The 23,762-nt window shown below is 65.2% G+C and carries 23 protein-coding genes; 10 read left to right on the top strand and 13 right to left on the bottom strand.

Features of this window, described 5'->3' with window-relative positions; genetic code table 11:
• The first annotated feature begins 4 nt into the window (after positions 1-4).
• The gene (locus CH285_RS10185; RefSeq protein ID WP_032381560.1) at positions 5-1,075 is read left to right on the top strand and encodes an acyl-CoA dehydrogenase family protein; all 1,071 of its coding nucleotides are present in this window, start codon (positions 5-7) and stop codon (positions 1,073-1,075) included.
• A 6-nt stretch (positions 1,076-1,081) separates the two neighbouring features.
• On the opposite strand, the gene CH285_RS10180 is transcribed toward CH285_RS10185, so the two are convergent.
• The 6 genes from CH285_RS10180 to CH285_RS10155 are packed head-to-tail and all read right to left on the bottom strand — an operon-like array spanning position 1,082 to position 7,455.
• Positions 1,082-2,332, bottom strand: coding sequence for an acyl-CoA dehydrogenase family protein (locus CH285_RS10180; protein WP_032369192.1), 1,251 nt, complete (start codon positions 2,330-2,332; stop codon positions 1,082-1,084).
• A gap of 13 nt (positions 2,333-2,345) precedes the next feature.
• Positions 2,346-3,500, bottom strand: coding sequence for a thiolase family protein (locus CH285_RS10175; RefSeq protein ID WP_032369193.1), 1,155 nt, complete (start codon positions 3,498-3,500; stop codon positions 2,346-2,348).
• Positions 3,497-3,877, bottom strand: coding sequence for a Zn-ribbon domain-containing OB-fold protein (locus CH285_RS10170; RefSeq protein WP_032369194.1), 381 nt, complete (start codon positions 3,875-3,877; stop codon positions 3,497-3,499). Before CH285_RS10170 ends, CH285_RS10175 begins: the two co-directional genes overlap by 4 nt.
• A 5-nt stretch (positions 3,878-3,882) precedes the next feature.
• Positions 3,883-5,364, bottom strand: coding sequence for a 2-oxo acid dehydrogenase subunit E2 (locus CH285_RS10165; protein ID WP_032389127.1), 1,482 nt, complete (start codon positions 5,362-5,364; stop codon positions 3,883-3,885).
• 3 nt (positions 5,365-5,367) lie between these two features.
• Positions 5,368-6,405 (bottom strand): alpha-ketoacid dehydrogenase subunit beta, encoded by a 1,038-nt coding sequence (locus tag CH285_RS10160; RefSeq protein WP_217900714.1) that lies wholly within the window; start codon positions 6,403-6,405, stop codon positions 5,368-5,370.
• 21 nt (positions 6,406-6,426) lie between these two features.
• Complete coding sequence (locus tag CH285_RS10155; protein WP_230591693.1) at positions 6,427-7,455, bottom strand: thiamine pyrophosphate-dependent dehydrogenase E1 component subunit alpha; 1,029 nt, start codon at positions 7,453-7,455, stop codon at positions 6,427-6,429.
• 161 nt (positions 7,456-7,616) lie between these two features.
• Here CH285_RS10155 and CH285_RS10150 point away from each other — a divergent pair, with 161 nt between their 5' ends.
• From CH285_RS10150 to CH285_RS10140, 3 genes are read left to right on the top strand one after another with little or no spacing between them, the layout of a single operon-like run.
• Positions 7,617-9,161, top strand: a complete 1,545-nt coding sequence (locus tag CH285_RS10150) for an AMP-binding protein (RefSeq protein ID WP_052066530.1) — start codon at positions 7,617-7,619, stop codon at positions 9,159-9,161.
• A gap of 39 nt (positions 9,162-9,200) precedes the next feature.
• Positions 9,201-9,800: a histidine phosphatase family protein gene (locus CH285_RS10145; protein WP_032369197.1), complete on the top strand. Its 600-nt coding sequence runs from the start codon at positions 9,201-9,203 to the stop codon at positions 9,798-9,800.
• Complete coding sequence (locus tag CH285_RS10140) at positions 9,797-10,396, top strand: histidine phosphatase family protein (RefSeq protein ID WP_032369198.1); 600 nt, start codon at positions 9,797-9,799, stop codon at positions 10,394-10,396. The genes CH285_RS10145 and CH285_RS10140 overlap by 4 nt, the downstream gene beginning before the upstream one ends.
• A gap of 4 nt (positions 10,397-10,400) precedes the next feature.
• Here the strand turns inward: CH285_RS10140 and CH285_RS10135 are convergent, their stop codons facing one another.
• Positions 10,401-11,414, bottom strand: a complete 1,014-nt coding sequence (locus CH285_RS10135; protein ID WP_230591694.1) for an NADP-dependent oxidoreductase — start codon at positions 11,412-11,414, stop codon at positions 10,401-10,403.
• A complete protein-coding gene (locus tag CH285_RS10130; protein WP_230592889.1) occupies positions 11,411-13,156 on the bottom strand; it encodes a PEP-utilizing enzyme in 1,746 nt (581 codons plus the stop codon). The genes CH285_RS10135 and CH285_RS10130 overlap by 4 nt, the downstream gene beginning before the upstream one ends.
• A gap of 139 nt (positions 13,157-13,295) precedes the next feature.
• On the opposite strand from CH285_RS10130, the gene CH285_RS10125 reads away from it, so the two are divergent.
• Complete coding sequence (locus tag CH285_RS10125; RefSeq protein WP_032369200.1) at positions 13,296-14,072, top strand: SDR family NAD(P)-dependent oxidoreductase; 777 nt, start codon at positions 13,296-13,298, stop codon at positions 14,070-14,072.
• Between the two features lie 94 nt (positions 14,073-14,166).
• The gene (locus CH285_RS10120) at positions 14,167-14,961 is read left to right on the top strand and encodes a maleylpyruvate isomerase family mycothiol-dependent enzyme (RefSeq protein ID WP_032369201.1); all 795 of its coding nucleotides are present in this window, start codon (positions 14,167-14,169) and stop codon (positions 14,959-14,961) included.
• A 6-nt stretch (positions 14,962-14,967) separates the two neighbouring features.
• On the opposite strand, the gene CH285_RS10115 is transcribed toward CH285_RS10120, so the two are convergent.
• The 5 genes from CH285_RS10115 to CH285_RS10095 form a co-directional block, all read right to left on the bottom strand.
• A complete protein-coding gene (locus CH285_RS10115) occupies positions 14,968-15,747 on the bottom strand; it encodes a ThuA domain-containing protein (protein ID WP_032369202.1) in 780 nt (259 codons plus the stop codon).
• 37 nt (positions 15,748-15,784) lie between these two features.
• The gene (gene lpdA / locus CH285_RS10110; protein ID WP_176458455.1) at positions 15,785-17,185 is read right to left on the bottom strand and encodes a dihydrolipoyl dehydrogenase; all 1,401 of its coding nucleotides are present in this window, start codon (positions 17,183-17,185) and stop codon (positions 15,785-15,787) included.
• 8 nt (positions 17,186-17,193) lie between these two features.
• The gene (locus tag CH285_RS10105; RefSeq protein WP_032369204.1) at positions 17,194-17,955 is read right to left on the bottom strand and encodes an SDR family NAD(P)-dependent oxidoreductase; all 762 of its coding nucleotides are present in this window, start codon (positions 17,953-17,955) and stop codon (positions 17,194-17,196) included.
• Positions 17,956-17,990: 35 nt separating this feature from the next.
• Positions 17,991-18,698 (bottom strand): histidine phosphatase family protein, encoded by a 708-nt coding sequence (locus CH285_RS10100; protein ID WP_032369205.1) that lies wholly within the window; start codon positions 18,696-18,698, stop codon positions 17,991-17,993.
• Positions 18,699-18,806: 108 nt separating this feature from the next.
• A complete protein-coding gene (locus tag CH285_RS10095; RefSeq protein WP_080729102.1) occupies positions 18,807-19,448 on the bottom strand; it encodes a TetR/AcrR family transcriptional regulator in 642 nt (213 codons plus the stop codon).
• 69 nt (positions 19,449-19,517) lie between these two features.
• Here CH285_RS10095 and CH285_RS10090 point away from each other — a divergent pair, with 69 nt between their 5' ends.
• The 4 genes from CH285_RS10090 to CH285_RS10075 all read left to right on the top strand — a co-directional run bounded on the left by CH285_RS10090 (position 19,518) and on the right by CH285_RS10075 (position 22,902).
• Positions 19,518-20,294 (top strand): TetR/AcrR family transcriptional regulator, encoded by a 777-nt coding sequence (locus CH285_RS10090; protein WP_052053439.1) that lies wholly within the window; start codon positions 19,518-19,520, stop codon positions 20,292-20,294.
• A gap of 51 nt (positions 20,295-20,345) precedes the next feature.
• A complete protein-coding gene (locus CH285_RS10085; RefSeq protein WP_230597377.1) occupies positions 20,346-21,104 on the top strand; it encodes a ThuA domain-containing protein in 759 nt (252 codons plus the stop codon).
• A 113-nt stretch (positions 21,105-21,217) separates the two neighbouring features.
• On the top strand, positions 21,218-21,523 hold the full coding sequence (locus CH285_RS10080) for a hypothetical protein (RefSeq protein WP_032369260.1): 306 nt from the start codon (positions 21,218-21,220) through the stop codon (positions 21,521-21,523).
• A complete protein-coding gene (locus tag CH285_RS10075; RefSeq protein ID WP_032369207.1) occupies positions 21,520-22,902 on the top strand; it encodes an aromatic ring-hydroxylating oxygenase subunit alpha in 1,383 nt (460 codons plus the stop codon). The genes CH285_RS10080 and CH285_RS10075 overlap by 4 nt, the downstream gene beginning before the upstream one ends.
• Positions 22,903-23,762: the final 860 nt, after the last annotated feature.

Raw genomic sequence — 23,762 nt, 5'->3', positions numbered from 1 at the left:
CGGCGTGAGTACCGAACTCGACGACCTGCGCGCCGCTGTGCGTGGTGCGGCGGCCGATCTCGGTGGACCCGATCTGTGCCGCTCGCTCGATTCCGCGGGCCCGGGTTGGGATGCCGACGCATGGTCGGTCATGGCGGGTCAGATCGGGGTCGCCGGCTTGGGACTGCCCGAATCCTGCGGCGGCCTCGGCGGTCTGGCCGAACTCGCCGTGGCCGCCGAAGAAATCGGTGCCGGACTGCTTCCGATCCCGTTACTGTCGACGATCCTCGCCGGACAGGTGCTCGTCCACGCCGCCGGTGCCGACGACGTGATCACGGACATCGCCGAGGGCCGACCGGCGGCGTTCGCGGGACTCGACAGGCGTGGCTGGTGGTCGCCCGGCCACGAGACTTTCACCGCCACCGAGACTGGTGCCGGGTGGTCTCTGTCCGGCCACGCACCGGCTGTCCTCGGTGCCGCCGGAGCTCGGTGGCTCGTGGCCGTAGCCCACACGTCGGACGGTCCCGACGTCTTCGTGGTGGACACTGCCGCAACGAAACCCGCGGTCATACCGCTGCGAACTCTCGACCTGTCGCGCGCGCAGGCCGCACTGACCCTGTCGAGTACACCGGCCCGGCGGCTGACAATCGGGGGAAGCGCCTCGGCTGCCGTCGGCCCAGCGCTGGACGTGGCCTGCATCGTGCTGGCCGCCGAGCAACTCGGTGGCGCTCAGGTGAGCCTCGATCGCACCGCCGCTTACGCAAAGGAACGACGCCAGTTCGGGCGGGCCATCGGCAGCTTCCAAGCCGTCAAGCACACGCTCGCCGACATGCTGATTCTCGTGGAGTCCTGCCGATCGGCAGTGGTTCGCGCGGTCGAGGCCACCAACCTCACCGAGGCAGGCGCGGTGGCGCAGGCGTGGTGTTCGGACGCCTACCGGACCGTGACCGCCGAAGCCGTACAACTGCACGGAGGTGTCGGCTTCACGTGGGAACACCACTGCCATCTGTATTTTCGGCGAGCCCGCGCCGACGCTCAGCTCTTCGGCGGGGCCGCGTTCCATCGGGAACGGCTCGCCACTTCTCTCGCCTGGTGACAGCGTTCAGCGCTTGTCGCGCTGGGACCACGGCTGGTCGCGGTTCTCCCGCGGCTCCGGGGGCAACCCGAGAACCCGCTCGCCGATGACGTTGCGCTGGATCTGATCGGTACCACCTGCGAGCCGGTAACCCGGGCTTCCCAGTAAGTGTTCGGTCCACGCGAAGCGGTCGTCGTCGACTGCAGCGGTGATCTCGGTACCCAGCAGGTCCGCCGCGATCTCGCCGATCTTGCCCAGAACGTCCGACGCCATCAGTTTGCCGACCGATGCTGCCGGCCCGGGAGAAACACCCGCCGCAGCGGCGCGGGCAACCCGATCTGCGGTGGCCGCCCGCAGTTCCGATCGGATGTACACGTCCGCGAGGTTCTGCCGTACCAACGGATCGTTCGCGGCCCCGAGAGATTGTGCCAGCGAGATCAATTCGGCCACCGAGCCACCCTTCTTGCGCGTCACCGATCCGGAGGCAGTGCGTTCGAAGGCCAGCGTGGCATTGGCTACCTTCCACCCTTGACCCACCTCACCGAGACGCATGCTGTCCGGCACCCGAACCTCGTGGAGGAACACCTCGTTGAACGAGGATCCTCCACTCATTTGTCGAATCGGGCGAATTTCGACGCCCGCGAGGTCGAGGGGAACCAGAAACGCCGTGATGCCCTTGTGTTTCGGTGCATCCGGATCGGTGCGGGCCAGGAGCATCCCGAGATCGGCGAAGCGCGCTCCGGAAGACCACACCTTCTGCCCGTCGAACACCCAGTCGTCGCCGCGGCGGACGCCGCGACACCCCAGTGCCGCCAAGTCCGATCCGGCGCCGGGCTCGCTGAACAACTGGCACGCGAGGAGGTCGGTGCGGAGCAACGGGTTTGCGTAGGCACGCCGCTGATCGTCACTTCCGAACATCGCCACCGCAGGTCCGACGAGACCCGTTGTGACGCTGATCAGTTCAGTGGACGGCGGTACGTCGAATTCACGCTCTGCCTGCGCTATGGCCGAGGCGTAGGACGCGGGCAGTCCGCGACCGCCGTGCTCGACGGACAGGGTAACCGCGCCGTAGCCGGCGTCGAACCGTTGTCTGCGGTACTGCCGGGCGGCGTCGAGCAACGAAATTTCGTCCTCGTCGGACAAGTTGCGGAAGACGGCGAGGTCGGGCCGGTCCTGCGGTGACGGCGCCGGTCGAGGCGGAAGGATCGAGCCCAGCCACGAGCGCACGTCCGCCTGAAAGTCGGTCAGTTCGAAGTTGTCACCGAAACTCGTCGTCACAATGGACCTTTCGTCATTCCGCAGTCAGGACGGTGCACGCCGACAACCCGGGTGCGCCGTAGACGTGGGTGAAGCCGATCGTCGGCCGGCCCGGCACCTGATTGCCCTCTGCCCGGCCCTGCAATTGCCGCACGACCTCGTGTACCTGACGCAGCCCCGACGCGCCTATCGGCTCGCCGCCCGCCAAGCACCCGCCGTCGGTATTGATCGGTATGGAGCCGTCGTGGTGTGTGGCACCGGAGTCGAGCAACTTCGCCTGCTCGCCGTGCTCGCACAGACCTGTCTCCGCCATATGAATGATCTCGGAGCCGGAGTCCGTGTCCTGCAACTGCGCCACGTGGACGTCGCCGGGCTCGAGGCCGGCAGCGGCGAACGCCGCCGCCGCCGCATCGATGCTCGGGCTGTGTATCGGACGGGGAGCGAGCCACGGCGAGAACACCTCGAACGATCCGGACCGCCGGGTGCGCACCTCCACCGCAGCAAGCCGAACCGGTCTGTCGCACAGGTCGTGTGCTCGGTCGCCGCGTGCGAGAACGAGTGCCACACCGCCCTCACCCGGCGAACAGAACATGTATCGCGTGAGCGGGTCGTTGACCATGGCGGACGCGCGGACCTGCTCGGCGGTGAGTTCTTGTCGCCGCCACGCCATGGGATGTGCCGCCCCGTTGGCGAAGGCGCGCTCGGACACTGCTGCCAGCGCGAACTCGTCCAGTCCGTGCTCGTGGAAATACCGGCGAGTCTTCATCGCGAAGTACTGGGTGGTGACCATCATGCCGGTCCGGGCGTACCAGGGGTCGAGACCGTAGGCGGCCGGGTCCGACGCGAACGCACCGCGCGGGTGTTTGTCGAAGCCGACCACCGCCACCACCTTCGCGCGGCGTGCGGTCAGCATGTCGGTGGCGGTCGCCAGCGCCACTCCCCCTGTGGCACAACCGTTCTTGACAGTGGTGAACGGGATTCCGGTCAGGCCAAGACGGGAGACCAGCGAGTCCGGCTTTCCAGAGACGTTGCTGCCCCCGACGGCGGCGTCGACGTCGGACCACTCGAGTCCGGCGTCGGCCAGGCCGGCGCGCAGCGCGTACTCACCCATGTCCAGGCCCGAGACCCCGTCGTGCCGACCGAAGGCGTGCATGCCGGCCCCGATGATGTAGATACCGTCGTCGCTCATCGCTCGACCTTCTCGAAGGCGAACGTGACCTCGGTGTCGCTGACCGAAAGCAACCGCAATTCGACCTCGTCACCTATCGCGACAGCGCCGATGATGCGGGACTCCACCAGCACGCCGCCGAGATCCACGTAACCGACGACGAACGGTTCGAACCCCGACGGGGGCTCCTCGAACGGGGGCTTCGGCGCGTATGCCTGGGTGGTCCAGGTCCAGACCGTCCCTCGTGTCGGAAGCGCGCGCCGCGACACCGCAGTACCGGCGCACCCCGGGCACCGTGCCGCTGACGGAAACGCGACGACCTCGCAGTCGTCGCACGCACTTCCGGCCAGCACAGGTGGATCCAGTTGCACGAAGAGCGCTTCGTCGACCGCGAGCATGCGCGCTATCCGGCCAGCAAACTCAGCGGCCGGGCCAGAATCATGCCGAGAGTGCGCAGGTACTCCGCCGCGGGAGCGCCATCCACCGCTCTGTGATCGAAGGTCAGGCTCAGGGTCATGACCTGCGTCCGCACCGGAGTCTCCCCCTCCCAACGGAACCCGTCCTTGACCCGGCCGACACCGAGAATGGCCACGTTGCCCGGATTGACCACCGGGGTGAAGAAGTCGACACCGTAGGCACCGAGTGTGCTGACCGAGAACGTCGCACCCTCCATATCCGTCAACCCCAGTTTGCCCGTCCGAGCCGCGGTGGCCACCGCGGCGGTGCGGCCGGCGATCACGGCGAGCGACAGAGCGTCGGCATTGCGCACAACGGGAACCACGAGTCCGCCGTCTACTGCGACCGCGATTCCGATGTTGATCTCCTCGAACAGTGTCACCTTGTCGTCGGCGATCCCGGCGTTCAGCACCGGATGCTGTTGCAACGCAAGAGCGGCAGCCTTGACGACGAAGTCGTTCAGACTCGGCGGCCTCGAATCGGTCTGCGCGCTTTCGGTCTTGAGTTGTGCGCGAACGGCGACGAGCGCGGTGACGTCCACCTCGTAACCGTGGGTGAGCTGAGCCATGGTGTGGAGGCTGTCGACCATGTTGCGGGCGATCGCGCCGCGCATACCCGAGAGCGGAATGACGTCACCGGGCTGCGGACCGGAGACACGTGCGGGCTTGGGCGCTGAGGCAGTCGAAACTTGCTGTGGCGCAACCGCGTTCTCCACGTCGGCTGTGGTGACGCGGCCACCGATTCCGGTGCCGACGAGCTGGGTCAGGTCGACACCGAGCTCGGCGGCCCGGCGACGTACCAGCGGGCCGACGAACTGTTCGGCCGCACTGTTCGGCTCGGAGACGCTGGACTCGGACATGATCGTCGGCTCGGATGCCACGCTCAGGGGTGCCGGAGATGCGGGTGCCGGAGATGCGGGTAGCTCAGATGCGGGAGCCGGGGATGCGGCGAGGAACTCCTCGACGTCTTCGGAAACGATGCGCCCACCGGGGCCGGTGCCCCGTACGGCAGCGAGGTCGACATTCGACGCCGCAGCGACGCGACGGGCGTTCGGCGACGACTTGAGTCGAGTGCCGTCGGCCGGAACCGGTGCTGCCGCGGGAGCCACGGCCGATGTGGTGTCGTCGACGGCGGCGGCGTCCGTCGCGGGGGCGGCGTCCGTCGCGGGGGCGGCCCCGTTCGGTGCCTGCTCTCCTTCACCGAGGAGCCAGCCGATCACCGCGCCGACCGGAAGGACGTCGCCGGCCTTCGCGGTGGTGGCGAGAATACCTTCGGCTTCGGCTTCCACGTCGACATCGACCTTGTCGGTCTCGAGACGCAGGAGCACGTCACCGAGGCCGATGCGCTGGCCCGCCTCGGCCACCCATTCCCCGATGACGCCTTCCTGCATGGTGAGACCCAGCTTCGGAAGCACAATCTGCTGAGCCACTTCTCAGTTCCTTTCGAGCAGGCGGCGGGCTCCGGCGACTATGCGGTCGGCGTCGGGCACGTAGGCCTTTTCGAGCGGGGTGCTGAACGGCACGGGGGTGAACGGCGCGCCGACACGCAGGACCGGTGCGTCGAGGTAGTCGAACGCTTCTTCCTGGATCTGCGCGGCCACTTCGGCACCGATGCCACCGAACGTGACGGCCTCGTGTACCACGAGGATGCGGTTGGTCTTCGAGGCCGATTTCACGATAGTGGCGGTGTCGAGAGGCTGCACCGATCGCGGGTCCACGACCTCGACCGAGACTCCGGATTCGGCGAGAATGTCAGCGGCCTTCAGTGCCTCGGTGACCATGCGACCGAAGGCGACGATGGTGATGTCGTCACCCTCACGCGGAATCGCGGCCTGACCGATGGGGATCGAGTAGATCTCCTCCGGCACCTCGGCGCGCGCTCCGAGGAGCACCTTGTTCAGCATGAACACGACAGGATTGTCATCGCGTACGGCCGAGACCATCAGGCCCTTGGCGTCGTACGCGTTGGACGGCATCAATACCTTCAGTCCCGGGGTGTGGGCCAGCCAGGCTTCGAGCGACTGCGAATGTTGCGCACCCGCGCTCACGCCTGCGCCGTAGGCGACCGCGATGACCATCGGGACCTTGACCTCGCCGCCGTACATGAACTTCATCTTGGCGGCCTGGTTCACCACCTGGTCGAGGGCGACGGCCAGGAAGTCCATGAACATGATGTCGACGACGGGACGCAGCCCTCGCGCTGCCGCACCGACGCCGAGACCGATGAGACCCATCTCGGCGATCGGCGTGTCGACCATGCGCCGCGGCCCGAACTCGTCGAGAAGCCCGTCGTACATGTGGAAGACGCCGCCGTACCCGGCCACGTCCTCGCCGATGACGAAGACGTCCTCGTTCTCACGCATAGTTTGCGCGACGGCCTCGTTGTACGCCTTGACGTAGGTGGTGATGCGAGCCGTCGAGGACTCGGCCGAAGTGGTCGTGTTCGGAGATGTTTCTGTTGCAGTGGACATCGTTTCAGCCTTTTCGGTTCTTCAGTCGCTGTAGACGTTGAGGGCGAAGTCGGCCACGTCCGGGAATGGACTGGCCTCGGCGAAGCTCACGGATTCTGCGATGTCCGCGTCCACTTCGGCCCAGACGGTGGCGAACTCGGATTCGGTCACCAGGCCTTCCGAGACGGCCCGGGCTTCGAGGAGTTTGATGGCGTCGCGTTCCTTCCACGCCTCGACCTCTTCCTGGGTGCGGTAGGTCTTGCGAAGTCCCTTCACGCCCTGGTGGTCGTAGTAGCGGTAGGTCTTGGCCTCCACCAGAGTGGGTCCACCGCCGTTGCGAGCCCGTTCGACCGCACGCCCGACGGCGGCACGCACCGCAATCGCATCCATGCCGTCGCAGATCTCGCTGGGAAATCCGTAGGCCGGTGCGCGATCGGCGACGTTCTCGAGCTTCATGTGATCCCGCAGTGCGGTGAATTCCGCGTATCCGTTGTTCTCGCAAACGAATACGACCGGGAGTTCGAGGATGCCGGCCATGTTCGCGGCCTCGTGGAACGCGCCGATGTTGCTGGCCCCGTCACCGAAGAACGGGATGGCGACGGAGTCCTCGCCGCGGTACTTGGCGGCGAACGCGGCACCGACGGCGATCGGGATACCGCCGCCGACGATGCCGTTCGCGCCGAGCATTCCGATGGACAGGTCGTTGATGTGCATCGAGCCACCGCGACCCTTGCAGTATCCGTCGACGCGGCCGAAGAGTTCGGCGAACATCTCGCGGAACTGGGCACCCTTCGCGACGGCGTGACCGTGTCCGCGGTGGGTCGAGGAGATTTGATCGGTGTCGCGAAGGTTGCTCATCGCACCGGCTGCGACGGCTTCCTGGCCGACGTAGAGGTGCAGGAACCCGGGCAGCTTGCCGCCTTCCATCAGTCGGCCGGCCTCGGTCTCGAATTGCCTGATCCGAACCATGCGCCGGTGCAAATCCAGCAGGATCTCCCGGCTCGGTGTCGGATCGTTGGATCCGATGGGCTCGACGGCCTCACGGGTTGGGTCGGTCGCGGTCGAAGTCACCACGTACACCTCTTCTCTGGTCCGAACGATGCAACGAGCATTACGGCGAGGACTTTGTTTACGTCTTCTACAGTATGGCTGCAACAGTAGCCGAATGTAAGTAGAATCACTATAAAGTTACTATTGCACATCCGAGGACCGAACCGTTGAAGGAGTGAGCCATGCTCGACCTGATCAGGGACCGAGCGACGGCCGACCCGCACGGCCTGGCTCTGGTGGACGACCGTAGAGCGATGACCTGGATGGACGTCGCCACCACCGTCGATGCCCTGGGCGAGAGACTGATCGCCATCGCACCGAACTCGGACGAACGCGTCGCGGTGATCGGAGAGAACACCGTCGAGACTCTGCTGGCGCACGTAGCCGGGATCCGGCGCGGCGTCGGCACGGTAGCCGTCTCCCGACAGCTCAAGCCCGATGAAATGGCCGATCAGCTGCTGGACTCCGGGTCCGTGGCGGTGGTGACGGGGCCACTCGGTCTGATGTCGTCCCTCGAAGCGGGCGTCGAGGTAGGCCTTCGGGCAGTGATCATCCACAATGCCGACGCCTTCGGCGGCGTCGACTGGTCCGAGTTCGTCGAATCGAAAGTGGACGCGCCCGCGTCGGCACCTGCGCCCGAACGCCCGGCCCGACCACCGCTCGTTTACACCTCCGGCACCACCGGCCGCGCCCGGGGTACGCAGGTGCGCTGGTTGCCCGCTCCAGCCGAGACCGCCGCGGACTTCGTCGACGCGGTGTCCGCCCGGTCCGGCTATCCCGCCGGCGTCCACCTCGTCGTCGGACCGCTGCAGCACAACGGCCCGTTGACCGCGATACGCCATCTGCTCTCCGGCCGGCCCGTGGTGGTGATGGGCCGCTTCGACGCCGAACGCACGTTGGAGCTGATCGACCGTCACCGGGTCACGTCGACACTGATGGTTCCCACGCACTTCCAGCGTCTGCTGGGACTCGACGATCGCGTCCGCTCGCGCCACGACGTCTCCTCACTGGAGTACGTCGCGCACACGGGTTCGGCGTGCCCTCAGGACGTGAAGCGTTCGATGATCGACTGGTTCGGTCCGGTACTCGTCGAGTCGTACGGCGGTAGCGAAATCGGGTCGGTGTGCAAGATCGACTCGATGGAGTGGCTCGAGCACCCACGGTCGGTGGGCCGAGCGGTCCCGCCGTTCGAAGCCGTCGTCGTCGGATCCGACGGAGTCGAGCTGGGCCGCGGAGAGGTGGGGGTGCTCGGGTTCCGAACCCCGCCCGAGCGCGGCGTCGTCTTCCACGCCGATCCCGAAAAGACAGCAGCTGCTTACATTTTGCCGGGCGTCGCAACCCTCGGCGACGTCGGTTACGTGGACGACGACGGGTACGTGTTCATCACCGATCGAGTGGCCGACATGGTGGTCTCCGGTGGCGTGAACCTATATCCCGCAGAAAGCGAGCGAGTTCTGTCGACGTACCCCGCCGTCGAGGAAGTCGCAGTGATCGGCGTGCCGAACGACGACCTGGGCGAAGCCTTGCTGGCCCTTGTGGTGGCGCGGCCCGGCACCTCGCTGGACGTGGACGAACTCGCCCGCTTCGCGAGAAACTCGATGGCCTCCTACAAATGCCCGAAGAACTACGTCGTGGTCGACGAACTGAGCCGCAACGCCATGGGCAAGCTCGACAAGAAAGCCATGCGAGCTCCGTATTGGAGCACCGAACGCACGATCGCCGGCTGACGCCGGTACTCCCGAAGTCCGCTCCGCTGAAAGGTAGTCATGATCGAGGTTCTTCTGGTCCGACACGGCCGACCCGTATCGCGGGTGCGCAATCCCGAGTTGTCCCCCGAAGGCATCGCGGATGCCCGCAAGCTCGCGACGTGGCTGCGACACGAGAAGATCGACGCGATCGTTGCCAGTCCCCTGGTTCGGGCCCGGCAGACGGCGGAAGAGCTTGCGGCAGGCCTGGATCGGGAGCTCGATCTGGTGATCGAGGACCTACGCGAGTGGGACGACGACATCAGCCCCGAGGACTACATGGCCGTCGAGGACATGGCGCCCGACGATGCTCGACTGCGCGCGGTAGCCGACGGCCGGTTCGAGGAGTACGTTCCTGCCCTCGATCTGCCGAAATTTCGCGCCCGCGCTCGGTCGGCTCTCGATCAGGTCTTCGACCGGTATCCCTCCGGGCGGGTCGTGGTGGTGGCGCACGGCGGCATCATCAATGCCGTCGTCGCCGACATCCTCGAGATGCCGAAGACGTTCTGGCACAACCCCGCATACACCTCGATCGCGCGCGTGCAGAAGTTGGACTCCGGCGTGATCGTTGTCGATTCCCTCAACGACACCGCACATCTGCGCGGCACGGTGACCGCATGACGCAGGACACGCTCGCCACGGCGAGCCGGGTGATTCTGGTGCGGCACGGTCTTCCTGGAGAGGAGGGCGCGGCCGATCCCGGACTCGGGGACGCCGGAAACGGCCAGGCCCAGCGCCTCGGTGCCTGGCTGCGCGGGGAACCGGTGGCGCAGGTGGTGTCGAGTCACTACAAGCGCGCCCACCAGACGGCGTTATTGGCGGCGGAACCACACGGACTCGACGTTCTCGTCGACGAGCGGTTCCGGGAATGGGACAGCGACCGCACCAGTTACGCCACCCCGGAGGCCATCGCCGACACACCTCAGGGTCGAGCATTCGCCGAAGGCCGGTTCGAGGATTTCGTTCCGAAGTACGACAAAGCCGAAGTCGCGCAGCGAATGCGCGCTGCGGTCCTCGACGCGACGCGGCGGGCACCGGGTCAGCTGACCGTGGTGGCCTCGCACGGCGGTGCCATCAACACGCTGTTGTCCGACATCCTGCAGGCGCCGTCACCGTTCTTCTTCAACCCCGGATACACGTCGATGAGCCGCATCGCGGTGCTGCGCTCGGAGCGCTTCGTCATCGAATCGGTCAACGATACGGGTCATCTCCGCTGAGCCGTCAGGACAATCGGACCAGCATCTTGCCGACGTTCCCGCCGCCGAGCATGGACAGGAACGCGTCGACCGCGTTGTCGAGCCCGTCGTGGATGGTGGACTCGGCGATCAACCGTCCGGATGCCAGCCACTCCGCGACCTGATCCTCGAACTCCGGCCGTAGGTCCTCGTGGTCGCGGACGATGAAGCCCTGCAGAGTAATTCGTTTCAGGATGGCGTTCATCAGGTGATCCATGGGCGGGCTGTCCGGACCCCCGTTGGATATCATGCCGCACAGCGCTGCCCGACCACGCTGATTCATGGACGCCAATGCCGCAACCAGATGGTCGCCACCGACGTTGTCGAAGTAGAGGTCGATGCCGTCCGGTGCGACTGCGCGCAGCGCGTCACCGATCGGCCGCTCGCGGTAGTCGATACCTTCGTCGAAACCGAATCGGTCCGTGAGCAGTGCCGCCTTGTCCGGCCCGCCTGCGCTACCGAGGACTCTCGACGCACCGAGAAGTTTCGCGAACTGGCCAGCTGCACTGCCGACTGCCCCGGCTGCTGCGGAGACGAACACGGTGTCACCGGTGCGCAATGCGCCCGCACGCACGAGTCCGACGTAGGCGGTGAAGCCCGTCTGGCCGAGCACTCCGAGCCAGTGGTGCAGGTCGATCCCCCGCGGTTCGATCACCGTGGCCGCAGCGATGTCGACCACCGCGTGCTCGCGCCAGCCCAGGCGATGCCGCACGTAGGAACCTGCGGGCACGTCTTCGGTACCGTCGACCACCACACCGAGTGCGGACCCGTCGAGCGGCGCGCCCACCTGAAAGTTGGTGGTGTAGTGCATCTCCGACGTCGCCAGCCGTCCCCGCATCGATGGGTCGACACTCATGAACAGGTTGCGCACGAGCACCTGGTCGGCGGTGCGTTCGGCGAGAGGGAGGTCACGGATCTCGAAATTCTGCGGTCCGGGGTCACCACTCGGACGCTCCGACAGGAAGACGGCCCGCGTGCTGGTCACGACCCCGGTGGTCACGGCAGTTCCAGGATCGTGACCGTGCCTTTGGCACCGTCGATCTCGACGAGCGTCCGGTTGGGTATGCGACGGGTCGCGGCCTGAATACCGGCTGCGCAGGCGATTCCGAGTTCTCGACTGACGATCATCGCGTGCGACCCCATGGCACCGACGTCGGTGATGGCACCGCCGGAGACCATGAACAACGGTGTCCAGGACGGATCGGTCTGCGGTGCGACGAGAATGTCGCCGACCTCGAACGTGTCCAGTTCGGCCATCGACGTGATCACGCGGGTGCGGCCCTGCGTGATCCCAGGCGAGGCTCCGGAACCCTGGAGAACGTCGCCGACCTTCACAGGGGCGACGGCCGACTGACCCGTGCGGCCCAGTGTCGACAGGGCGGGGATCGGTTCACGGGTGTCGAGGAAGGTGGGCAACTCCAGGCCGAACAGCTCCCGCCAGTCGCGGTGTCGCTGCGCCAGAGTAGTTCTCATCGATTCGGGGGCACTTGCCAGCGCGTCGAGTTCGTCGTCGACCGCCATGAACACGTGGTCGGCCGAGTCGAGGTGACCGTCGGCATACAGCCGGCGACCGAGTTCCACGAGCGGCACGCGGGCCTCGTGCAGCACCTTGATGCAGTTGGTCTTGGCGCGCTCACGCCATGCAGCGAATCTGCGGGCGGACGCCAACGCCGCCGCGAGCGTCGCTTGTCCCGCCTCGTCGTCACCGACGATCTCTCTCGCTCGGGTCCACGCGTCGGCTCCGGCCGACGCGTGGTCGGACAGACGTGCGTCCGGCGCGGCCGAGTCGTCTTGGAGCCGCAGCCGGTCGATGAGGCCGAGAACGAGCTCGGGCCGGGTCTCCCACGACACGGACCCCAGATCCCATTCGTTGGGCCCGCGGTATCCGTAATCGAGAAGGAATTGGTCGAGGGTGGCGTCGAACTTCGGGTCGATTCCGACAATACGATCACCGACACCGGCAACGCCGGAATCGAATGCCGCCATCAGTCTGTCGTCGGCTCGCACCAGGCGGCCGAGCTCCCACAACGCGTACGACGGCATCGCCGAGTCCACGTCACCGGCCGCACCGACCAGGGTGACGATGAGGTCTTGGTTCTCCGCACCCAGCAATTGGCCCAGCACGGCGGGACCCACCGCGGCGCAGTTCGTGGCGATCACTTCCCCGCGCCACGCGACGCGCTCGAGTGGCATCACCGACCGGGCTCGCGCGACGAGCGCCGCCGGTGTCAGTGCGGACAGGTCGGGACGTTCGGTCCTCAAGCGGTCGGCGAGAGTTCGGTCTTCTTCGAGTTCCGGGAAAGTCTCGGTCGACAGCGCCCACGCGTTGCGGGCCTCCAAACGCCGGCCGGCCTCTGCGTTCTCGTCGTCGGGATGGCCGACGTACGCCGGGATGTTCGGATCTCCACCGTAGAAGAGCTGATCTACGAGTTCCACCGGAAGACCGCCGCGGATGCCGACGAGGCGAGACATCGACAGGTTGATGTAGAGGTGCCCGTAGAAGATGCCGGACGAGGCCGCCACATCGGGCCTCTCCGCGAGCGAATAGCTACCGAGGCTGGCGTACCCGAAGTTCCACCCCGGCAAAATGTTCTGGATCCAGCCCAGATCCGCGCCGAGGGGCGTGATCGGGTCCGACAGCACGTCGCTCGCGTTCAGACGCGTGTACACGGGCAGACGGGGGCTCGGGTCGGTGTCGACCAACCACCGCTGATCGGACATTTCACTTCTCGTCTCTGACATCGGCGACTGCACCTCGCGGGTAGTTTTTTGATTCCGTCTGCAGAAATACTGTGACGTGAGCCACTCTACATGCCAGACTGTAGACGATGACAAGTTACTTGTCTCTGAATCTTGCTCGAACAGGCATGGGAGAAAATCGATGAAACTGCAAGACAGGGTTGTTGCCGTCACGGGCGGAACACAGGGCATCGGTCGTGGTATCGCTGCAGCGGCGCTGGCCGAAGGGGCGAAGGTGTCTCTCAACGGACGCTCGAAGGACAAGGGCGAGAAAGCTCTTGCACAGTTCGGGGCCGGTGACAGCGCTGCCTTCTTCCCCGGAGACGTCACCGTGCAGTCCGATGTGGAGGACTTCATCGAGCAGACGGTCGCCACGTTCGGACGCATCGACGTTCTGGTCAACAACGCCGGCGGGGCCAAGGACCTCCAACCCACGGCCAACCTCAGCGACGAGGAATGGACTCTGGTGATGAACTGGAATCTGAACTCGAACTTCTGGGCCACCCGCCGAGCCCTCCAACACATGCTGCCCAACAAGTCCGGCCGCATCATCAACATTTCGTCGGTGGAAGGCAAGCACGGCAAGCCCGTGTTCACCGCCTACGTGGCCGCGAAGCACGCCATCAACGGCATGACCAAGTCCATCGCCCGTGAGGTCGGCACCGAAGGCATCACAGTCAACTCCATCTGCCCCGGCCTGGTGATCACCGACATCATCAAGGACAACGGCCCTGCCACCGCCAAGGCCATGGGAATGTCCTTCGACGAGATGGTCGCGCTGTTCGCCGAGGAGTCGGCGCTCAAGCGTCCCAACACGATCGAGGAGGTTGCCGCCATGGCGATGCTCCTCGCCTCCGACGCCGGAGCCGGCATCACCGGTGCCATTCTCAGCGTTGACGGCGGCACCGCGAACTACTGACTCAAAGCTCCACGGTCGACCACTACAAGGAGAGAATCTCGATGGACGTCACCGCTTCCGAATACTTCATCGACGCCGGTAGGGTGAGCAGATCATGAGCCAGGCAGGACTATCGGCCAGTCGAGTACTTGCCGACCGATACGGGTCCGTGGTCCGCAGCCTCACCGCCGACGAGTGGTCGGCTCCCAGCCGATGCGCGGGTTGGTCGGTGAAAGATCTTGTGGCGCATACCGGTTCGAATTTTGCGGTCATGGCCGATCCACCGCCGGCCGATCCGGACGCGCCTACGCCCAACACCGCCGAAGAACTGCAGAACCAGTTGGTCGACGCACGCCGGGAGTGGTCCAACTCGCAGGTCGCCGACGAGTTCCTGGACAACATCGACGGCGCGATGGCGGTTCTCGAAGCAATGCAGCAGACCGAGACGGCGTCCGCCCCGATGACACTGACCGATCTGGGAACCTATCGCACGCATCAGCTTTCGGATGCGTTCGCCTTCGACATGTGGTGTCACATGTACGTCGATCTACTCGGATCCGAGGGACCGGTCACCCGCGAGGTACCCGACCCGGAAGACGATCTGGTGCGCACCGCCGTCGAGTGGATGTGGACCGGGCTGCCGCAGATGTGCACTCCGGTGAGTGGGGTACTCAACCGCCCGCTGGGGGTGCGACTCACCGGTCCCGGCGGTGGCGAGTGGACTATGCGGCCGGGTTCGAAGCTGCTCACCGTCGAACCCGGCGCAACGGCCGCCGACACCATGATCATCTCGGCCGCTACCGATTTCGTCCTGTGGGGCACCACCCGCAGCCCGTGGCGCAACCATGTGACGGTCGACGGCGACTCGGCATACGCCGAAAGGGTTCTCGACACGGTGGACATCATCTGACCGAGCTCAGTGGTGGGCCGTCGCCTCTCCGGTGACGGCCCACGACAGGCACCGCTGGAAGACCGTTCGGAACTCGGGGACTGTCCAACTCCCTCGGTCGACCCGGCCCAGGTCGTCGATTCCGAGGTCCTGGACGTCGAACCGTCCCCGGCAGTGCCCCAACGTGAAGTAACAGACCGTCCCGTCGCCGTGGTCCTTCAGGTACAGGACGGGCCGGGGCTCGTCCTCGGTGGTGTGCCCCTCGGCGAATCCCGTCGACTCACCGACGAATCGAGTGTGGGCGAGGACGCGAATCGGTGGATGAAGCTCACTGACGTAGAGCTCGTCGGTGACCTCGAACGGGTTGATTCCAGCGACGAACGGGTGCGCGGGTTCGGTGAACTCCACCGTGTACGGCGCGATCGGCGGGTGCCCAAGGAATTGACTCCCCAGCACATTCGCCAGGTCACCCAGGGTCCGCGGTGTCACGTACTTGCTCGGCGATCCGTTCGGCGTCCGGTCGATCGCGGAGTTCGTGCCATGCAGGGCCAACCAGCGGCCACCGCGAGAGACGAACGCCTCCAACGCTTTCTGCTGCACCTCGGTCGGGACCCGATTGCACGTGTAGGTGACCAGCAGATCGGCCGAAGCCAGAGCATCGAGGCAGTCGTAGTCCTCGAAGACCCGGGTGCGGACCTGCTCGTACTGGCTCAGCGCCGACAGCAGTTGCAGCCTCGCATAATCGAAGTCGTGCCACTGCCCACCGCACACCAAGACCGCGTCGAGCCGGCCTGCAGGTCCCGCCATCCAATCCTCTTTTCAGCGATCGGTCTCTTTCGGTTGATCAGCCGTGCGCGTGCAGCGCTTTGCCGGCCAGGGCAAGATGCGCCTCGCCCAATGCTTCCGCCTGAGTAGGGTGCGCGTGCACGTGTTGGGCCACGTCCCCCGCGGTCGCTTCCCAGTTGTAGATGAGCTGCGCTTCCCCGATGAGCTCTCCGACGCGTGCGCCGACGAGGTGGATGCCCACCACCGGTCCGCCCGGGCCGGCCTGCACCAGCTTCACGCCGCCTGCCGTACGGAGGATGCGGCTCTTGCCGTTGCCACCGAGGTCGTAGACGACGGTCTCGACCTCTCCGTACTCCGCGGCCGCTTCGCTTTCGGTCAAGCCGACCGATGCGACCTCGGGGTTGGAGTACGTGACTCGCGGAATTCCCCTGTCCGCGACGGGCATGCAGTCCAGACCGGCCAGTTGCTCGGCCACCAGGATGCCCTGTGCGAAACCGCGGTGGGCCAGCTGTGGCCCCGCCACGATGTCGCCGATGGCGAACACTCCAGGTACCGACGTTTGCAACCACTCGTCGGTGACCACGAACCCGCGATCGAGATCGACACCCGCTTCGGCGAAGCCCATGTCCGCGGTGCGTGGACCGCGACCGACGGCCACGAGCACGAGGTCGGCATCGATGGTGGATCCGTCGGCGAGCTCGACGTGCACGCCTCCGTCTGTTCGAGCGGAGACGGCGCTGAACGACGTGTTCGTCTTCAACACCATCCCGCGTTTGCGGAACGCCCGCTCGACCTGTTTCGACGTCCACGGGTCTTCGGTCGGCAGCAGAGTGGGCGCCGCCTCGACGATCGTCACCTGCGTACCGAGCGACGACCAGACGCTGGCGAACTCGCACCCGATCACTCCGCCGCCGAGGACGACGACACTGTCCGGGACGGTGTCGAGTTCCAGAGCACGGTCGCTGGTCACGACCGAACCACCGATGTCCAAGCCCGGCAACGACTTCGAATGCGAGCCGGTCGCGAGGATCAGCGCTTCGCCGCGATAGGTGGCGACGCCACCGTCGGCGAGTTCGACCTCGACAGTGCGGTCACCGACGAGACGGCCCCGTCCGGCGACAAACTCGATGTCGCGGGAAGCGACGAGGCCTTGCAACCCGCGGTACAGGCCGGCGATCACGTCGTCCTTGTAACTGTTCACCGCACTCATGTCGATACCCTCAAGGGTCGCCTTGATGCCGAAGCTCGAGGCCTCACGGACGGAATCGGCGACCTCGGCCGCATGCAGTAGTGCCTTGGTCGGAATGCATCCGTTGTGCAGACAGGTACCACCGAGTTTGTCGGCTTCGATCAAGATCACCGACATGCCCAGTTGGGCAGCCCGCAACGCGCAGGCGTACCCACCGGACCCGCCGCCGAGGATCACCAAGTCGGCTGTGCTGGTCACATCAGATGACATGTCGGGACTCAGAAATCGAAGCGGTTGGTGAAGCCGCCGTCGACCACCATGTTGATTCCGGTGACGTGTCCCGCGGCGGGTGACGCCAAAAAAGTCACGGCGTTCGCGACGTCCTGTGCTGCACCCAGTTTGCCCAGCGACGCCGACTCGAGTGCAGCCTCGTACAGAGCGGGACGACTCGTCTGGATGGTCTCCCAGGCACCCCCCTCGAAGAAGATGGGTCCCGGCGACACTGCGTTCACGCGAATACCTTTGGGTCCTAGGGCACGCGCCTGTGCCGACGAGTGCTGCAGTACGGCAGCTTTCAGCGCACCGTAGCTGTTGGCGGTGGTGATCGGACCGGCTTCGAGCGCCGACGTGGTGCTGATGGTGACCACCGACGCCGAGGTGCTGGCTTCGAGATGGGGCGCGGCCGATTCGATGAAATTGACCAGGCTCATGAGGTCGACGTTGAAACTGTCGACCCACGCCTGCGGGCCCTTGCCGGTGGCAGCGGAGGCGTTGACCACAACGATGTCGATGCCACCGAGCGCCTCGGCCGCATCGTCGACGAACGATTTCACGGCGTCGGCGTCACCCACGTCGACTGCTTTGTGGAAAACCGTTCCGAGCTCAGATAATTCGGCGGACACCTCGTTCAGGTGTTCTTCGCCGCGCGCGCACACACCGACCGATGCGCCTTCGGCTAGCAGCGTGCGGGCTATAGCGAGGCCGATGCCGCGACTGGCACCGCTGACGATGGCGCGCTTGCCTTTGAGATCGAGATCCATCTGATGACTCCTTGATCGGTGTTCAACTGCAGGCCTTAGAGATTCATGGCTCCGACGGATGTCTGAAAGTCGAGTACATGAGAGAAATCGTTGACCGACTGGACCGCTCGGCGCGTGTCAGCACCTCGAACCACGCTGATCGAGGTGTGGTGGACTCGAACCGGCATGTCCAGACCGCTTCCCAGAGCATCGGCAAGGACCGCGTTGATGACACCGCCGTGGCAGGTCACCACCACCCGCTCACCGGGATGGGAGTCGACGATAGTGGAGATCTGGCCGAGTACACGGGCGCGGAACTCTGCCCCATCCTCGGCGTAGGGGAACGCGTCGTAGCGACGCGTTCTGATGTGCTCACGAAAGATCGTGGCGATCTCGTCGTGCGGCAGGGTGTCGAAGGGACTGCGGTCGGCAGGAAACTTTTGCCAGGGCTCGTACTCGGTGAGGTCGTCCCGCACCACGGGGACGAGTCCGTGTCGATCGGCGATCTCGGTTCCGGTACGAAATGCTCTTCGAAGCGGAGAGCTGTAGACGGCATCGACCCGAGCCGTGGCCAGCCTCTGCGCCACGGCCCGCACCTGGCGTTCGCCGAGGTCGGACAGCGGCGGATCGACCGTCTCACCGGCGCTGAGTTCTTTGCTCAGCACCTGCTCGCCGTGACGTACCAGGACCAGTTCGCACAATCCGGTCAGCGGCGCGAATGGGTTGTCGAGATCGATGGATCGGGCACGTGACTGACTGAGCATGGTGCCAAGTCAACCATAAACTGTCGTCGGTCTAAAGATACTTCCGGAAAGTCGCGGGTCGATGACCTTCGCATGGGGACTTAGTTGTGTTCGACTCCAGCAGTAACGTCACAGACTGGAGATGTCGGCGGCCAGTTCACGAACCTCGTCGGAAAATCTCCGACGTCCGAGGTTGGCAAGAACCGTGTCCTCGGTAAGCCAGGACGACACCGAGACTTCGAGCAAACTCGACAGCGCCGTCGCGGCGGCTGCCTGTTTCGCTCGCGTCGTGACTCCGCTGCGGCTGCGCAACTCGGCGGTGAAGATGTTCAGCATCGTCAGACGCACTTCCCGGCGAAGCGACTCGATCGACAGGCTCCATCCCGGCGAGCGCACGAAGTACACGAGCGACGCGGCCCGATGCTGGTCCGTCCATTCCAGCAAGCCAACGATGATGTCGCCCAGAGAGGCGTCCGGGTCGTTCTCGACCTCGGCACGAAGTTGGTCGAGCAAACCGTCCGCATAGAGCCGCAGCCCGCCGAGCAGAACCTCGTCTTTCGACGGGTAGTGGTAGTAGACGGCGGCGGAAGTCATCTGAGCCTCCGCGGCAATATCGGCGACCGTCACGTCCTCGATGGACCGAACCGAGTACAGGTGCATCGCGGCGTCGACAACAACCTCACGCCGCGACGGCCGATGCGCCGCCCGCTTCGCGCCCTTGCTCGTCGGAGCCGCCGCAGTCCGCTTCGGTGCCACTCCCTTGCCTGCCATGCAGTAGATCATGGCACCCACGACCCGATCGGGGTGTCGCGACGTACACCAGCGAGTAAATTGGGGCCGGTGCCACGACGACGAAGCATCGACCACGAAGACGGTCACGCAGATGAGACGCCGACCGGCTGGGATTCATCGCCCGCCGCCGACGACGATCCCGTAGTCGCCGGCTCGTCCGGTCCTGCCGACGCAGACGACGAGAACACCGTCGACACGCCCGCTGCGTCGAAGGGTTCTGCTCACCGGCCGTCGCGCCGACACCTCATCGTCAAAGCAGCAGTTCGCGTCTTCTCCCGAAAAGGCTTCGCAGAAACGTCGATACAGGAGATCGCAGAGGCCGCGGGCATGGTGCCCACCGCGGTCTACTACCACTTCGCCAGTAAGGAAGAACTGTTCGAGAGCGCCCTCGGATATGCGATGGACGCCAGTTCCGCCGCCGCTCAACATGCCCGACCGGACGACGCCGAGGCCGACGCAGACACGTTCAAGAGCGTGATCGACGCAGTATGGGACTGGACGGCCGAGCACCCGAACGCGGCGCGGATGCTGTTTCTGCAAATGGCCGGCGGCGCGACACCCGGAACTCGCCTCCTGACGAAGGAGTACGAGGACCGGCACATCCGGCGTGCATTCGATTACTTCCCGGTTGCGGAGACACCGGCCAACAAGCGGTCCGCGGCGGCGCAACAGGCCGCACGGTCGTTGCGGGTCCGGACGATGATCGCCACGACCATCGCCATCCAGCCGCTGCGCATCGAGGGAGGGCCGCTGGCCGGCATTTCGGTACCTCGACTGCGGGCGGCGACCACCGAGGTCTGCTCGAAGATGATCGAAGGGCGCTGAACTAGCACTCTCGTCGAGTAACTTGACTGCATCACCAGTTGAATTTCATCGATGGGACACCCGCTCATGCGTATTGCGGCATTCACCGGTGGGCATTCGTTCGATCGCGATGCCTTCGCCGACTTCCTGGACTCGTTGCCCGGTGACGTCTCGTGGCACGAGCACCCTGACGCGGATCTCGGCCCGGACGACCTGGCCCGGTTCGACGTCTCGTTGCACTACGACATGCCCGGCACACTGCCCACACCGGCCGATCCACCGGAGGCCGTGCGCGCAGCAGTAGCCGCGGCTCCGATCAGCGGACACGGGTACGTAGTGCTGCATCACGCCATCGCCTCGTGGGCGAACTGGGACGAGTGGGCCGAGTTCGTGGGTGGCCGATACCTTTACCGGCCGAGCGTCGTGCGCGGCGTCGACTGCCCGGACTCCGGCTACCGACATGCAGTTCCGCAGACCATCACCGTCACCGATCGTTCGCACCCCATCACCCTCGGCATCCCCGACTCGTTCGACCTCGTCGACGAGACCTACCTGTGCCAAGTCTTCGAGGACGACGTCACTCCCCTGCTGCGCACCGACGCGGAGATGACCGACGCCGTGCACTGGTCGACGGCACTGGCCATGGCGGGCCGCCGCGACGAACGCGAGGGCTGGAGCCACCGACCGGGCTCGCAGCTGGTCGGGTGGACGAAAACCAACGGCCGCAGTCGGCTGGCGTATTTGCAGCCCGGCGACAAGTCGCCCACCCTTTCCGATCCCGTCTACCGCCGACTCGTTTCGGGGGCTCTACGGTGGGCAGCGCGCTCATGACCGGAGTTTTTGGAGTCAGCCTAAAGAAAAGTGTGCCCGCTATCACTCTTCGCTGTTACAGTTAGTGCATTCGGCACCAAGTAAGGGCGTTGCCCCGTTCCAAGGAGATTGCGATGCGACAGATCAAGCATCCGATGAGCCACGCTATCTACGAATTCGATGACGACTTCAACGTTCTGGTCACGGACCGCCACGGCAAGACCGGAACTTTCGACCCCGAGGGCCGCTACCTCCACGGCGAGGTGAAAGCGGTCGACCCCGAGCTGGCCCGGTGGGTCGGACTCGGCCCCCGCGAGCCAGTGCCGATCACACAGAACCGGCGATTCATGGGTGCGGCGAAACTGCTCGAGAAGATGCAGTCCGACAGAGTGGCTGAAGAGGCCCGCGCCATCACGCTCGAACAGGGAGGCAAACTGTGACCAACACCGAAGAACGGCCCGCCGAGGACGCGGGGTTCATCGAGAACGGCGTTGGCTACCAACGACTCCTGGACACCGACACCCATCCCGTACCCGACATTCTGCGCATCGAGTCGCACGAGATGTACGAGGACCAGAACTTCATCCCGATCTCGCGCTACATCAGCCGCAAGTATCACGAACTCGAGCGGGACCGAGTCTGGTACAAGGTATGGCAGATGGCGTGCCGCGAGGAGGAGATCCCCGAGCCGGGCGACACACTGGTCTACGAGATCTGCGAGAAGTCCATTCTTCTCGTGCGCGGCAAGGACATGGGAATTCGTGCCTTCTACAACTCCTGCCTGCACCGCGGACGCACCCTCCGTGAGGAGGACGGCCCGGCGGGCAACGAATTACGTTGCCCCTTCCACGGTTTCGCGTGGAACTTCGATGGATCACTGAAGTCGATGACGTGTGCCTGGGATTTCCCGCAGGTGGACAAGGGCAAGATGGACCTTCCGCAGGTCAAGGTGGACACCTGGGGCGGCTTCGTCTTCATCAACATGGATCCCGCGTCCGAGTCGCTGGACAGCTTCCTCGGTGACCTCGGAAAGCACTTCGAGGCATGGCCGCTGGAGGATCGCTACATCCAGGCCCACGTCGCACAGGTGATCCAGGCGAACTGGAAGATCGCGCAGGAAGCGTTCTCCGAGGCGTTCCACGTCATCACCACGCATCCGCAACGCGTCGTCGGCACCGGTGACTCCAACAGCCAATACGACAGTTGGGGCAACTTCAACCGCGGCATCACCGCCAACGGCGTACCCAGCCCGCACATCAACTTCGTACCGACCGAGCAGGAGATGTTCGACTCCATGGTCGACGCCCGTATCGACGAGGACCCGATGGTGACGCTGCCCGAAGGCGTGTCCGCCCGGGAGATGTCGGGCATGCTGGCTCGTGAAGGACTGCGCGACATCATCGGAGATGTCAAGGCCGACAACATGTCCGACGCTGAGTCGCTCGACAGCGTGTACTACACCGTTTTCCCGAATTTCCATCCGTGGGGTGCATACCAGCGCATCGTCTACCGGTTCCGCCCGAACGGTGACAACCACGAAACCTCGATCATGGACGTCTACCTGCTCGCGCCGTTCAAGGGCGAACGGCCGAAACCGGCCAAGACCCAGTGGCTCCGTCCCGAGCAATCCTGGTTGGAAGCAACGGTTCTCGGTAGCTCGGCGCGGGTGTTCGACCAAGACGCTTACAACATGCCCAAGGTGCACAAGGGCCTCAAGTCTGCGCAGTCGAAGACGTTGCCGTTGGCTCGCTATCAAGAAGTGAAAATTCGTCACATCCACCACTTGTTGGCGAAGTGGATCGGCGAAGAAGCGGACTGAACTACCCAACCGCACTGATACCTGACCGCTGTACGCGGGTCAGGTATCTGCGGCACTACCTCGACGGATCGCGAACCGCTGTCCAGTCACGGGTTGGTCGTAGGACCACGTTCACCCGGGAAACGAACGCCCGGTGACGCTGGTTTCGCCCCCCCGCCATTCGGTGCCGTGATCGGCTCGAAGACCGAGCACTGCGGGGCGGACCGTCGGCGGCGTCACCGACGACCGGACGCTCGACCGTCTGCGCCACGGTTCCGATCAACACCGGACCCCCTTGGGCGTATACGCGCTCCGATCTAAGAGGTGCCACCTTGCGCTCGAATGACCGGCTGACGATCTGCCGACCGAAGTGGATCGTGCCGCTTCGGCACAGCCGACACCGAGGCCCGCGGTAGCACCAGTGCGGCCGGTACTCGATGACACCCGTCGCCACGACGTCAACGCCGCCGTGCCGCTGCCCCGATATCGGCCGTGGCTGTGACGCTGGAGCCTCGCATCGACGCCCCTCGTCGGAATCTACACCCCGCACACCGGGCGTAGATTCCAACGAAGGGCGTCGATGCGGCCCGTCCGCTCGATCAGCTCCCCCGTTTCGGATACCCGACTCCCATCGGCGTCGGGTATCCGAAACCGAGGAATCGATCCGCGTCGAAAACGCAAAAACTCCGATCCCAGGGACGGAATCGGAGCCAAGAGAGCCTCCTAACGGGATTGAACCGTTGACCGCTCGCTTACAAGTATGTTGCGAGACAACCAGATACGTCCGCATGGAACCACCATGGAGCTGCTGACCTGCATCGACCGTCCAAGCGGGACCATCCGAATCCACTCTCGTAGGTACCAACATGTGACACGCTCGT

The sequence above is a fragment of the Rhodococcus sp. 05-2256-B1 genome (assembly GCF_002258465.1).
GTDB lineage: Bacteria > Actinomycetota > Actinomycetes > Mycobacteriales > Mycobacteriaceae > Rhodococcoides > Rhodococcoides fascians.
The sequence above is the reverse complement of the archived record's forward strand: the minus strand, read 5'-3'. Positions and strand labels throughout refer to the sequence as shown.

What these genes read in the sequence shown, in the direction of transcription:
- CH285_RS10175 (WP_032369193.1), bottom strand. Translation starts at nt 3,500, where the DNA reads ATGAGCGACGACGGTATCTACATCATCGGGGCCGGCATGCACGCCTTC.
- CH285_RS10080 (WP_032369260.1), top strand. Translation starts at nt 21,218, where the DNA reads ATGCGACAGATCAAGCATCCGATGAGCCACGCTATCTACGAATTCGAT.
- CH285_RS10125 (WP_032369200.1), top strand. Translation starts at nt 13,296, where the DNA reads ATGAAACTGCAAGACAGGGTTGTTGCCGTCACGGGCGGAACACAGGGC.
- CH285_RS10095 (WP_080729102.1), bottom strand. Translation starts at nt 19,448, where the DNA reads ATGGCAGGCAAGGGAGTGGCACCGAAGCGGACTGCGGCGGCTCCGACG.
- CH285_RS10160 (WP_217900714.1), bottom strand. Translation starts at nt 6,405, where the DNA reads ATGTCCACTGCAACAGAAACATCTCCGAACACGACCACTTCGGCCGAG.
- CH285_RS10145 (WP_032369197.1), top strand. Translation starts at nt 9,201, where the DNA reads ATGATCGAGGTTCTTCTGGTCCGACACGGCCGACCCGTATCGCGGGTG.
- CH285_RS10105 (WP_032369204.1), bottom strand. Translation starts at nt 17,955, where the DNA reads ATGGATCTCGATCTCAAAGGCAAGCGCGCCATCGTCAGCGGTGCCAGT.
- CH285_RS10130 (WP_230592889.1), bottom strand. Translation starts at nt 13,156, where the DNA reads ATGTCAGAGACGAGAAGTGAAATGTCCGATCAGCGGTGGTTGGTCGAC.
- lpdA (WP_176458455.1), bottom strand. Translation starts at nt 17,185, where the DNA reads ATGTCATCTGATGTGACCAGCACAGCCGACTTGGTGATCCTCGGCGGC.
- CH285_RS10115 (WP_032369202.1), bottom strand. Translation starts at nt 15,747, where the DNA reads ATGGCGGGACCTGCAGGCCGGCTCGACGCGGTCTTGGTGTGCGGTGGG.
- CH285_RS10170 (WP_032369194.1), bottom strand. Translation starts at nt 3,877, where the DNA reads ATGCTCGCGGTCGACGAAGCGCTCTTCGTGCAACTGGATCCACCTGTG.
- CH285_RS10140 (WP_032369198.1), top strand. Translation starts at nt 9,797, where the DNA reads ATGACGCAGGACACGCTCGCCACGGCGAGCCGGGTGATTCTGGTGCGG.
- CH285_RS10085 (WP_230597377.1), top strand. Translation starts at nt 20,346, where the DNA reads ATGGGACACCCGCTCATGCGTATTGCGGCATTCACCGGTGGGCATTCG.
- CH285_RS10120 (WP_032369201.1), top strand. Translation starts at nt 14,167, where the DNA reads ATGAGCCAGGCAGGACTATCGGCCAGTCGAGTACTTGCCGACCGATAC.
- CH285_RS10100 (WP_032369205.1), bottom strand. Translation starts at nt 18,698, where the DNA reads ATGCTCAGTCAGTCACGTGCCCGATCCATCGATCTCGACAACCCATTC.
- CH285_RS10150 (WP_052066530.1), top strand. Translation starts at nt 7,617, where the DNA reads ATGCTCGACCTGATCAGGGACCGAGCGACGGCCGACCCGCACGGCCTG.